General features: G+C 70.5%; 10 protein-coding genes. 6 read left to right on the forward strand and 4 right to left on the reverse strand.

What is annotated here, in order from left to right; all coding sequences use genetic code 11:
- Nucleotides 1–63: 63 nt before the first annotated feature.
- Genes AB0J36_RS31800 through AB0J36_RS31815 form a run of 4 tightly spaced genes read right to left on the reverse strand, consistent with a single transcriptional unit; the run spans nucleotide 64 to nucleotide 4,238 of the window.
- Nucleotides 64–1,050: an ABC transporter permease gene (locus AB0J36_RS31800; RefSeq protein WP_357126087.1), complete on the reverse strand. Its 987-nt coding sequence runs from the start codon at nucleotides 1,048–1,050 to the stop codon at nucleotides 64–66.
- A 10-nt stretch (nucleotides 1,051–1,060) separates the two neighbouring features.
- Nucleotides 1,061–2,068: an ABC transporter permease gene (locus AB0J36_RS31805; RefSeq protein WP_357126090.1), complete on the reverse strand. Its 1,008-nt coding sequence runs from the start codon at nucleotides 2,066–2,068 to the stop codon at nucleotides 1,061–1,063.
- A complete protein-coding gene (locus AB0J36_RS31810) occupies nucleotides 2,065–3,198 on the reverse strand; it encodes a dipeptide ABC transporter ATP-binding protein (RefSeq protein WP_357126093.1) in 1,134 nt (377 codons plus the stop codon). The genes AB0J36_RS31805 and AB0J36_RS31810 overlap by 4 nt, the downstream gene beginning before the upstream one ends.
- Nucleotides 3,195–4,238, reverse strand: coding sequence for an ABC transporter ATP-binding protein (locus tag AB0J36_RS31815; RefSeq protein WP_357392358.1), 1,044 nt, complete (start codon nucleotides 4,236–4,238; stop codon nucleotides 3,195–3,197). The genes AB0J36_RS31810 and AB0J36_RS31815 overlap by 4 nt, the downstream gene beginning before the upstream one ends.
- A gap of 216 nt (nucleotides 4,239–4,454) precedes the next feature.
- Between AB0J36_RS31815 and AB0J36_RS31820 the strand changes: the two genes are divergently transcribed.
- The 6 genes from AB0J36_RS31820 (at nucleotide 4,455) to AB0J36_RS31845 (ending at nucleotide 11,971) form a co-directional block, all read left to right on the forward strand.
- Nucleotides 4,455–5,003, forward strand: a complete 549-nt coding sequence (locus AB0J36_RS31820) for a Uma2 family endonuclease (RefSeq protein WP_357126100.1) — start codon at nucleotides 4,455–4,457, stop codon at nucleotides 5,001–5,003.
- A gap of 32 nt (nucleotides 5,004–5,035) precedes the next feature.
- Entirely contained in the window at nucleotides 5,036–6,472 is a 1,437-nt protein-coding gene (locus AB0J36_RS31825) for a TldD/PmbA family protein (RefSeq protein ID WP_357126103.1), read from the forward strand.
- Nucleotides 6,473–6,530: 58 nt separating this feature from the next.
- The gene (locus AB0J36_RS31830; RefSeq protein ID WP_357392357.1) at nucleotides 6,531–7,928 is read left to right on the forward strand and encodes a metallopeptidase TldD-related protein; all 1,398 of its coding nucleotides are present in this window, start codon (nucleotides 6,531–6,533) and stop codon (nucleotides 7,926–7,928) included.
- Between the two features lie 231 nt (nucleotides 7,929–8,159).
- Nucleotides 8,160–8,966: a hypothetical protein gene (locus AB0J36_RS31835; protein ID WP_357126109.1), complete on the forward strand. Its 807-nt coding sequence runs from the start codon at nucleotides 8,160–8,162 to the stop codon at nucleotides 8,964–8,966.
- 12 nt (nucleotides 8,967–8,978) lie between these two features.
- Complete coding sequence (locus AB0J36_RS31840) at nucleotides 8,979–10,907, forward strand: fumarate reductase/succinate dehydrogenase flavoprotein subunit (protein ID WP_357126112.1); 1,929 nt, start codon at nucleotides 8,979–8,981, stop codon at nucleotides 10,905–10,907.
- Entirely contained in the window at nucleotides 10,904–11,971 is a 1,068-nt protein-coding gene (locus AB0J36_RS31845; RefSeq protein WP_357126115.1) for a succinate dehydrogenase/fumarate reductase iron-sulfur subunit, read from the forward strand. Before AB0J36_RS31840 ends, AB0J36_RS31845 begins: the two co-directional genes overlap by 4 nt.
- Nucleotides 11,972–12,065 lie beyond the last annotated feature (94 nt).

Consider the following 12,065-nt stretch of genomic DNA (forward strand, 5'->3'; position numbering starts at 1 on the left):
TACAAGTTGTGTAACAGTTGTCGATAAATTCCGCCAGCAGCCACGCGCGGCACGGCGCACGGCTCAGCGCAGCCGCACCCGTGGGTCGATGGCCGCGTACAGCAGGTCCACCAGCACGTTCGCCAGCACCACGAAGACGGCGGCGATCAGCACGGTGGCCATGATGGTGGGCAGGTCACCCGAGCGCACGGCGTCCACCGCCGTACGCCCCAACCCCTGGATGCCGAACGTCGTCTCGGTGATCACCGTGCCGCCCAGCGCCCCGCCCACGTCCAGCCCCGCGATGGTCACCACCGGGGTGATCGCCGCGCGCAGCGCGTGTCGCCCGTACACCGTGGGTTTGGCCAGACCCTTGGCCCGCGCGGTCCGGACGAAGTCCTCGGACAGCGTCTCCAGCATCTGCGCCCGCGACAGCCGGGCGTAGATCGCCGAGAACAGGAACGCCAACGACACCCAGGCGAGCACCAGCCCACTGGCCCACTTCACCGGATTGTCGAACAGGGACGTGTAGCTGGGCACCGGCAGCCACCGCAGGTTGTAGACGAACACCAGCAGCAGCACCGCGCCCACGAAGTAGAGCTGCAACGACGCGCCGGTGAGCGAGAAGCCGATGGCCGCCCGGTCCAGCCATGTACCCCGACGCAGCGCCGAGACCATGCCCAGCCCCACCCCGAGCAGCAGCCAGAGGATCGCCGCCGGGATGACGATGCTCAGCGTCACCGGCAGCACCCGGGCGATGGTGTCCGAGACGGCCTCGTTGGTGACGTACGACCAGCCCAGGCAGGGCGCGTCGCACCGGCCACCCTGGGCGCTGCCCAGGTCCCGACCGGTGACGATGCCCTTCATGTAGCCCGCGTACTGGCTGATCAGCGGGTCGTTGAGGCCCAGGTCGTCGCGGACCCGTTCCAGCCGCTCCGGGTTGCAGTTCTTGGAACAGATACTGCTCACGGGATCACGTGGCAGGGCGAAGAACATCAGGAACGTCAGCACGCTCACCGCGAACAGGGTGAGCACGGCGGAGAACACGCGCTTGAGCAGGAATCGCGTCATGGCGAACCCCCTACCGGGACGACTTCGGGTCGAGCGCGTCCCGCAACGCGTCGCCGAAGAGGTTGAAGGCGAACACCAGCGCGAAGATCGTGATGCCCGGGAAGAACACGTACGCCGGGTCGGTCTGGAGGAAGTCCAGACTCCGGTAGATCATCCGGCCGAAGCTCGGCGTCTCGTCGCTGAGACCGACGCCGATGAACGACAACGCCGCCTCGCTGGTGATGAACTGCGGCACCGCCAGGGAGAACGACACCAGGATCGGCGCCCAGATGTTCGGCAGAAGCTGTCGGAAGATGATGTGCCCCAACCCGGCGCCACTGGCCTTGGCGGCCTCTACGAACTCCCGCTCGCGCAGCGCGATCACCTGCCCGCGCACCAGGCGGGCCGTGCCGGTCCAGCCGAAGATCGCGAAGACGGCGATCAGCACCCCCACCCCGAACGCGGACGACACCTGCCCCCGCTCGCCGTAGAAGCGCAGCGTGATCGTGGGGGTGAGCGCCAACGCGATGATCAGGAACGGCATGGCCAGCGTCAGGTCGGTGATCCAGTTGATCACCGCGTCCAGCCAGCCGCCGAGGTAGCCGGCCAGCGCGCCGAGCGCGATGCCGATCGCGGCCGTGATCAGGGCCGCGGCGAACGCGATGAACAGTGACGTGCGCAGCCCGTAGATCAACCGGATGAAGATGTCCCGGCCCAACCCCGGTTCCAGGCCGAACCAGTGCTCCCCGGTGACCCCGCCGACGTAACCGAGCGGCATGCCGAAGCCGTCCAGCAGGCTCTGGAACTGCTCGCGCGGCCCGACGCCGTAGACCATCTCGATCAGCGGGGCGGACAACCCCAACAGCATGAAGAACACCAGGAGTACGCCGCTGACCACAGCCGTACGGTCGCGGCGCAGCCGCATCCAGGCGAGCTGGCCGGGTGAGCGCCCGACGACACCCTTCGTCGCCGGCCCGCTCGCCTCCGAGCCGGCCTCGATCTCGGCCAGCGCCACACCCTCCACCGGGGACAGGCTCACGACGACACCTCCTCGACGATCGCGTCTGTCGTCCCGGCCCCGACAGCCGCCCCACTCTCCGGGCCGGTGCCGCCTGCTTCCCCTTCGGGGCCGGTGCTGCCTGCTTCCCCTTCGGGGCCGGTGCTGCCTGCTTCCCCTTCGGGGCCGGTGCTGCCTGCTTCCCCTTCGGGGAAGTGGCACGCGGTGGCCTGCCGGCCTCCGTCGCGCGGCGTCAGCGCGGGCTGCTCGGTGGCGCAGACGTCCTGCGCCTTCCAGCAGCGGGTACGGAACCGACAGCCCGACGGCGGGTCGAGCGGTGTGGGCACGTCACCGGTCAGCCGGATCCGGCCCGCCGGGCCGAGCTGCGTGACGTCCGGGATCGCCGAGAGCAGCGCCCGGGTGTACGGATGCTGCGGGCGCTCGTAGATGTCGTCCCGGTCGCCGATCTCCACGATCCGGCCCAGGTACATGACCGCGACCCGCTGACAGAAGTGCCGGACCACGGCCAGGTCGTGCGCGATGAACACGAACGCCAGCCCGAGTTCTCGTTGCAGGTCGCGCAGCAGGTTGACGACCTGCGCCTGGATCGAGACGTCCAGCGCGCTCACCGGCTCGTCGGCGACGATCAGCTTCGGTCGCAGCGCCAACGCGCGGGCGATCCCGATGCGCTGGCGCTGCCCGCCGGAGAACTCGTGCGGGTACCGGTTGTAGTGCTCCGGGTTCAGCCCGACCAGCTCCAGCAGCTCCTGCACCCGCGCCTTGATCCCGCCGGGCGGCTTGATGCCGTTGACCTGCAACGGCATCGCCACGATCCGGCCCACCGTGTGCCGGGGGTTCAACGACGCGTACGGGTCCTGGAAGATGATCTGGAGTTCCTGGCGCAGCGGGCGCAGCTCGCGCCGGCCGGCGTGGGTGATGTCCCGCCCGGCGAACTCGATGCTGCCGCTCGTCGGCTCCAGCAGCCGCACCAGCATCCGGCCGGTGGTCGTCTTGCCGCAGCCCGACTCCCCCACCAGGCCGAGCGTCTCGCCGGGGCGCACGTCGAAGTCGAGCCCGTCGACCGCCCGCACGGTGCCGGTGGCGCGCAGTCCCTGCCGTACCGGAAAGTGCTTGGTCAGCCCACGGACCCGCAGCAGTGGTTCGTCGCTCATCGGGCCACCCCCACGGATGCCACGTTCTCGGCGTAGATCGCCGCACGCTCCTCGGCGCTCAGGTGGCAGGCGACCAGGTGGCCGTCGCCGCCCGCCGGCCGCAACTCGGGCACCTCGACACGGGACCGGTCGCCGACCCGGTCGTCGTACCGGCAGCGCGGGTGGAAGGCGCACCCGGACGGCAGGTTGATGAGGCTCGGCGGATTGCCGGGGATCGGCACCAGGTCCGCGTCCGCGTCGCCGTGCAGCGACGGCACGCTGGAGAGCAACCCCCAGGTGTACGGATGCTGCGGCGAGCGGAGCACCTGCTCCACGCTGCCGCGCTCCACGGCCCGCCCGCCGTACATGACCAGCACCTCGTCGGCGACCTGGCCGACCACACCGAGGTCGTGGGTGATCAGGATGATCGCGGAGTGGAACTCGGCCTGGAGGTCGGCGAGCAGGTCGAGGATCTGCGCCTGCACCGTGACGTCCAGCGCGGTGGTCGGCTCGTCGGCGATCAGCAACGCCGGGTCGTTGACCAGCGCCATGGCGATCATCGCCCGCTGGCGCATGCCGCCGGAGAACTCGTGCGGGTACGCATCGAAGCGGCGGGCGGGCTGCGGGATGCCGACCCGGTCCAGCATGTCCACCGCCCGCTGGCGGGCCGCCCGCCGACCGACCTTCGGGTGGTGCACCCGGTACGCCTCGGCGATCTGCCGGCCGACGGTGTAGTACGGGTGCAGCGCGGACAGCGGATCCTGGAAGATCATCGCCATCTCCTGGCCGCGCAGTTGGCGTACCTCCTCCTCGGGCAGACCGACGAGCTGCCGGCCGCCGACGGAGATCTCTCCGGTGATCGTGGCCCGCTTGGGGTCGTGCAGACCGAGGATGGCCAGCGACGTGACGCTCTTTCCGGAGCCGGACTCACCGACGATGCCGAGCGTGCGGCCCCGCTCGACGGCGAAAGACACCCCGTCGACCGCGCGCACGACGCCGTCCGAGGTGTCGAAGCGGACCCGCAGGTCACTCACCCGCAGGTAGGGATCCGAGCTGTCCACGGCACCTCCCTCAGTGACGAAGAGAACTTACAACAATGTCCAGAGGGTGAAAATAAGCTACAAGTTCGGCACGTGTCAGCGGGCCCGAGCGTAACGACTCCGCATCAGCCCCGCACGCCCGTCACCTACGGCGTTCATGGCCTCGGACGCACGTCAGGTGCGACCATGGGGCGAGCGACCAGCAGAGGATGCACCCGGCACGAGGTGGAGGTGACGATGACCGCGGCGGTGTTCAACCACGAAGGCCCGTGGACCGAAGAGGATTACCTCGCCCTCGGCGAGACGCAGCAACGCGTCGAACTTTTCGACGGGAGCCTCCACGTGACCCCAGCCCCCACCCCCCGACACCAGCGCATCTCCCGCAGGCTCGGCAACATCCTCGAAGCAGCCACCGGGCCCGCCGGCCTCGAATTGCTGGAGGCGGTCAACGTCCGACTCCGGCCCGGTCGGATCCCGATCCCCGACCTCGTGATCACCGGTCCGATCGACTTCGACGAACTCAACGTCGAAGCGGGTGACGTGCGGCTGGTATGCGAGATCATCTCACCGAGCAATGCATCCACCGACAAGGTGTTGAAGATGCACTACTACGCCGCCGCCGGGATCGGGTGGTATCTGTTGGTGGAACAGGAAACCGGCGCGCTGCGCCTCTACCGTCGCCAAGGCGGCCACTACGTCGAAGTAGGGGCCGCGAAGCGCGGCGAGGTTCTGGAACTGACCGAGCCGGTCAAGGCCACCATCCGGCCGGAAGAACTTCTTCCCTGACGGGCGTCGGTCCGCTGCCCTAGGGTCGTCGCATGACCGAGTTCGACGCGGCCACCGCCGCCGTCCAGGCCGCTCTCGACGCGGGCGCCCGGTACGCCGACGCGCGGGTGATGCACCGCCGCTACGAGTCGATGACCGCACGCAACGGCGACGTGGAGGAGCTGACCCAGGACGAGAGCATCGGGCTCGGCGTCCGGGCGCTGGTCGGCGCCAGCTGGGGCTTTCACGCCGTACCCGATCTGTCGGACGCCGCCGCCCGCGACGCCGGCCGGCGCGCGACCCGGACCGCGATGGCCAGTGCCCGGGTGCCCGGCCCCGCGGTCGACCTGGTCGCGGTCGAGGCCGTGACGGCGAGCTGGTCCTCGGACTGCCGGATCGACCCGCTCGCGGTTCCGCTGTCCGACAAGGGCGACCTGCTCGTCGGCGCGACCCGCACCATGGCCGAGCACGGCGCGGACCTGGCCGAGGGGCTCTACCAGATCTGGGACACCGCCAAGTGGTTCGTCTCCAGCGAGGGTCACCGCATCGACCAGCGCATCCGCGAGTGCGGCGGCGGTATCTCGGCCACCTCGATCGGCGACGGCGAGACGCAGCGGCGGTCCTGGCCCAGTTACCGGGGGCAGTACGGCACCACCGGCTGGGAGCTGGTCGAATCGCTCGACCTGGCCGCGCACGCCGCGCAGATCGCCGAGGAGTCACGGGCGCTGCTCACCGCGCCACCCTGCCCGGCCGGCGAGACGGATCTGATCCTCGGCAGCGAGCAACTGGCCCTGCAGATCCACGAGTCGGTGGGCCACGCCATCGAACTGGACCGGATCCTCGGCTGGGAGGCCGCGTTCGCCGGCACGTCCTGGCTGGACCTGGCCCAGCTCGGCTCGCTGCGCTACGGCTCCGAGCTGATGAACATCACCATCGACCCGACGATCCCCGGCGCGCTGGGCAGCTTCGGTTTCGACGACGAGGGCTCCCCCGCCGTCAAGCGGGACGCGGTACGCGACGGCCGGTGGGTGGGGGTGCTCGCGGGTCGCGACTCCGCGGCTGTGGCCGGTCTCGGCTACGGCGGCAGCGTACGCGCCGACGGGTGGGCCCGGCTGCCGATGGTGCGAATGACCAACGTGGGCCTGGAACCCGGTCCGCACACCCTGGAGGAGATCATCGCGGCCACCGACGACGGCGTGCTGATGGACCTCAACCGCTCGTGGTCGATCGACGACAAGCGGCTCAACTTCCAGTTCGGTTGCGAGATCGGGTGGGAGATCAAGAACGGTCGGCGGGGGCGGATGCTGCGCAATCCGACGTACACCGGGATCGGCCCGCTGTTCTGGCGTTCGATGGACATGCTCTCCGGCGAGACGGTGCCCTGGGGGACCCCCAACTGCGGCAAGGGCCAGCCGGGCCAGATCGGGCACACCGGCCACCCGGCCGCGCCGGCCCGCTTCCGCAACGTCCGGGTGGGGGTGTCCGCGTGAGCGCGAGGAGTGAGCCGGTTTTGCGAGCCCCGCAGTCGCGAACGAAAGGCGGCCCAGCATGAACGAGTTGGAGCTGGCGGGGCAGGTCGTCGAGTTGGTCCGGCGGCTCGGTGGCCCGGCCGTGCAGGCCGAGGTGGTGGCGACGCGGGCGGATCTGGCGCTCACCCGCTTCGCCAACTCGGCCATCCACCAGAACGTCTCCGAGTCGACGGTCGGCGTCCGGCTGCGGGTGCACCTCGACGGACGCACCGTCGCCGGCAGCGGGAGCATCGTCACCCCTGACGGGCTGCACGCGCTTGTCGAGCGGACCCTGGCCGCGACCCGCCTGGGTCCGCTCGACCCGGGATGGCCCGGCCTGGTGCCGCCCACGCCCGCGCCGGCCGCGCCGCCCGTCGACGAGGCGACCGCCCACGCCGAGCCGGACCAGCGGGCCGACCGGGTGGCCGCGTTCGTGGCCGCCGCCGCGCCGCTCACCACGGCGGGGTACTGCCGTACCGCGCACCGCTCGTCGGCGTTCGCGAACTCGGCGGGGCACAGCGCGGACGGCCGGTCGGCGGAGGCGGCGATGGACGGCATCGCCCGCCGCGACGGCGCGGACGGCGTCGCGCGGCACAGCGCGGACCGACTGTCTGACCTCGACGGGGCCGAGTTGGGCGCGCAGGCGGCCGCGAAGGCACAGGCGGCAGCGGATCCGGTCGAGTTGCCGCCGGGGCGCTACGAGGTGGTGTTCGAACCGGCCGCCGTGGCGGACCTGTTGCAGAACCTGTCCTGGTACGGCTTCAACGGCAAGCGGTACGCCGAGCGGCAGTCCTTCGCCGAGCCGGGGGCGGCCCAGTTCGACCCGCTGGTGACCCTGGTGGACGATCCGCTCGGCGCGTCCGGCCTGCCGTTCGACGCCGAGGGCACCGGCCGGCGGGCGGTGACCCTGGTCGAGGCGGGCACCACGCGGGCCGTCGCACACGACCGGCGGACCGCCGCCGACGCGGGCGCGGAGTCCACCGGACACGCGATCGCGGGCGGCGCCACCTGGGGCCCGATGGCCCGCAACCTCCGACTCTCGCCTGCGGCGGCCGGCCCGGCCAGCGCGGTGGGCCGGAACACCACGGGCACGGCCGCCGGCGCGGTGGTCGACGCGGACACGGCCGCGCTGGTCGCCGGAGTACGACGGGGGCTGCTGGTCAGCGACCTCTGGTACACCCGTGTGCTCGACCCGAAGAGCCTGGTCGTCACCGGGTTGACCCGCAACGGGGTGTGGCTGATCGAGGACGGCATGGTCGTCCGGGCGGTCCGCGACCTGCGGTTCACCGAGTCGTACCCCCGGGCGCTCGGGCCGGGCGCGGTGCTCGGGCTGGGTTCTCGGACGGTGCGCCAACCGGACCGGGTGGACGGTGCCTGGTGGGCGGCGCCCTCGGTGCGGCTGGCGTCCTGGCACTTCACCGGAGGCGCGTCGGGCTGAGGAGCGCGACGGTCCGCGCGCCTCGGCGTTTCACCAGGCCAGACACACGGGACGCTCCCTTGCGCGGACGGCCCGCAAAGATCGGCGTAACGTGTGTCACTTAGCTGCGTCGGTCGATCCGGCGTGGTCGTTGGTGTGCGCATGACGTGGCAGCGGGTGCGGGTTCGCCGGTCCGCGTGCCGACCGGAGACAGCAGCCCGCCCGTACGGGCCCGTCGAGGAGACGACTCGAATGACTTCAACGGCAACGAGGCCGCGGGGGGCGCGGGCGCGCGCCGCCATCACGGCGAAGACGTTGCGTACCGACCGATGGTGGTTCGCCCCGCTGATCACGGTGATCGGGCTCGGCGCCTGGGTGGCGTACGCGACGGTCCGGGTGTTCATGCACGACCACTACTGGGTCGACGCCTACCACTACCTGACCCCGTTCTACTCCCCGTGTGTGACCGACCGGTGTGTCGAGCAGGCCTCACACTTCGGCCGGTTCCTGCCCGGCTGGTGGATCATCCCGGACGCCGCGCTGACCCTGCCGTTCCTGCTGCTGTTCCGGCTCACCTGCTACTACTACCGCAAGGCGTACTACCGGTCCTTCTGGCTGTCGCCGCCGGCCTGCGCCGTCCCGGACGGTCACAAGGAGTACGGCGGGGAGACCCGTTTCCCGCTGCTCGGCCAGAACCTGCACCGTTACTTCTTCTACGCCGCCGCGATCATCTCGCTGATCAACACGTGGGACGCCATCCTCGCGTTCCACTCACCCAAGGGCTTCGGCTTCGGGCTGGGCAACCTCGTCCTGCTGCTCAACGTGGTGATGCTCTGGGCGTACACGATCTCCTGCCACTCCTGCCGGCACATCATCGGCGGCCGGCTCAAGCACTTCTCCAAGCACCCGGTGCGCTACCGCGCGTGGACCGTCGTCTCGGCGTTGAACGTCCGGCACATGCAGCTCGCCTGGATCACCCTCGGCACCCTCGCGCTGACCGACTTCTACGTGCTGGCGCTGTCGGCCGGCTGGTTCAACGACCTGCGGTTCATCAACTAAAGGGCCCCTGACATGACCACTACCACTCGTATCGAACGACACCACTACGACGTCGTCGTCATCGGGGCCGGCGGCGCCGGTCTGCGCGCGGCCATCGAGGCCCGCCTCGCCGGCAAGAAGACGGCGATCATCTCGAAGTCGCTGTTCGGCAAGGCGCACACGGTGATGGCCGAGGGCGGCGCCGCCGCCGCGATGGGCAACGTGAACAGCCGTGACAACTGGCAGGTGCACTTCCGCGACACCATGCGCGGCGGCAAGTTCCTCAACAACTTCCGGATGGCCGAGCTGCACGCGAAGGAGTCGCCGCAGCGGATCTGGGAGCTGGAGACGTACGGCGCGCTCTTCGACCGTACGAAGGACGGCAAGATCTCCCAGCGCAACTTCGGTGGGCACGAGTACCCCCGACTGGCGCACGTGGGCGACCGGACCGGCCTGGAGCTGATCCGCACCCTCCAGCAGAAGATCGTCTCGCTGCAACAGGAGGACAAGCGCGAGTTCGGCTCGTACGACGCCCGGATCAGGGTCTTCTCCGAGACGACCATCACCGAGTTGGTGCTCGACGGCGACCGGGTAGCGGGCGCGTTCGGCTACTACCGCGAGTCCGGCGAGTTCATCCTCTTCGAGGCGCCGGCGGTGGTGCTGGCCACCGGCGGTGTCGGACGCTCCTACAAGGTCACCTCGAACTCCTGGGAGTACACCGGGGACGGCCACGCGCTGGCGTTGCGCGCCGGGGCGACGCTGATCAACATGGAGTTCCTCCAGTTCCACCCGACCGGCATGGTCTGGCCGCCCTCGGTGAAGGGCATCCTGGTCACCGAGTCGGTCCGTGGCGACGGTGGTGTCCTCAAGAACTCCGAGGGCAAGCGGTTCATGTTCGACTACGTCCCCGACGTCTTCCGCAAGCAGTACGCGGAGACCGAGGAGGAGGCGGACCGCTGGTACACCGACCCGGACAACAACCGGCGTCCACCGGAGCTGCTGCCCCGCGACGAGGTGGCCCGCGCGATCAACAGCGAGGTCAAGGCCGGTCGGGGCTCCCCCGCCGGCGGGGTCTTCCTGGACATCGCGAGCCGGCGCTCCGCCGACGAGATCCGCCGACGGCTGCCCTCGATGTACCACCAGTTCAAGGAGCTGGCCGACGTCGACATCACCGCCGAACCGATGGAGGTCGGGCCGACCTGCCACTACGTGATGGGCGGCGTCGAGGTGGACCCGGATTCGGGTGCCGCCTTCGGCCACGTACGCGGTCTGTTCGCCGCCGGTGAGGTCTCCGGCGGCATGCACGGCTCCAACCGCCTCGGCGGCAACTCCCTGTCCGACCTGCTGGTGTTCGGCAAGCGGGCGGGCGGGCACGCGGCCAGCTACGCCGACGGGCTGTCCGCCCGGCCGAAGGTGGCCGTGGACGCCGTCGAGGCGGCCGTGGAGACCGCCCTCGCCCCGTTGCAGCGGGACACCGGCGAGAGCCCGTACACCCTTCAGCAGGACCTCCAGGCGGTCATGGGGGATCTGGTCGGCATCATCCGGCGCGAGGGCGAGCTGGCCGACGCGCTGGTGCGACTGGCCGAGCTGCGCGAGCGGGTCGCCAAGGTGAGCGCGGCCGGCGGCCGGCGCTACAACCCGGGGTGGCACCTGGCCCTGGACCTGCGCAACATGCTGGTGGTCTCGGAGTGCACCGCGAAGGCGGCGTTGGAGCGGCAGGAGTCGCGCGGCGGGCACACCCGCGAGGACTATCCGGCGATGGAGCCGAAGTGGCGGCAGGTGAACCTCGTCTGCTCCCTGGACGGCGACACCGTGCAGCTGACCCGTAAGCCGCTGCCGACGATGCGGCCGGAGCTGATCGGCCTCTTCGACCGGGCCGAGCTGGCCAAGTACCTCACCGACGAGGAGCTCACCGACTTCGACGCTCTCGTCGCCGACGCTGGAGAGGCGGACAACCGATGAGCGCGAAGCGTCAGTTCCGGATCTGGCGGGGCGACGAGACCGGCGGCGACCTGCAGGACTACATGGTCGAGGTGAACGAGGGCGAGGTCGTCCTCGACGTCATCCACCGCCTGCAGGCCACCGACGCGCCCGACCTGGCCTGCCGGTGGAACTGCAAGGCCGGCAAGTGCGGCTCCTGCTCCATGGAGATCAACGGCAAGCCGCGACTGGGCTGCATGACCCGGATGTCGACCTTCGGCGACGACGAGACCGTCACGGTCACCCCGCTGCGGACCTTCCCGGTCATCCGGGATCTGGTCACCGACGTCTCGTTCAACTACGAGAAGGCGCGGGAGACCCCGGCGTTCGCCCCGCCGGCGGACGTCGCCCCGGGCGACTACCGGATGCAGCAGGTCGACGTCGAGCGCTCGCAGGAGTTCCGCAAGTGCATCGAGTGCTTCCTGTGCCAGACGGTCTGCCACGTGATCCGTGACCACGAGGAGAACAAGCAGGCGTTCTCCGGTCCGCGGTACTTCATCCGGGCGGCCGAGCTGGACATGCACCCGCTGGACGCCCGGACCGACCGCAAGGAGTACGCACAGGCCGAACAGGGCCTCGGTTTCTGCAACATCACCAAGTGCTGCACCGAGGTCTGCCCCGAGCACATCAAGATCACCGACAACGGGATCATCCCCATGAAGGAACGCGTCGTCGACCGCAGGTACGATCCCCTTGTGTGGCTTGGTAGCAAGATCTTCCGTCGGGGCGAGACGCCCCAGACCAGCGTGACCACCGCCCGTCAGGGCTCGGCGACGTCGTCGGGTGCGACTCGGGGCGGGTTGCACTCGCACGCGGGTGGCTCGCACGACCAGCGGGCCGAGGCGCAGGCGCAGGCCGGCGTCAACTGGGACCGGGAGGTGCCCCACCCGACCGCTCCGGCGGTCGACGACCGGGGCCGGCTGCCGCTGACCGAGCTCACCTTCGACCGGCCCGCCGCGCCGTCGCCCTTCGGCGACGACGTGACCTTCCCGCTGCCTCCGGAGCACCTCAACTTCGCGCACCCGGACCAGGACGACAAGCACTAGCAGGACCACCGGATACGGGGGGTGTGGGGATCGCCGGCCGGCCCCCCCCCCCGGGCCCCCCCCCCCCCCCCCCGCCCGCGCCCCCCCCCCCCCC

Source organism: Micromonospora sp. NPDC049662 (assembly GCF_040675055.1).
Classification (GTDB): Bacteria; Actinomycetota; Actinomycetes; order Mycobacteriales; family Micromonosporaceae; genus Micromonospora.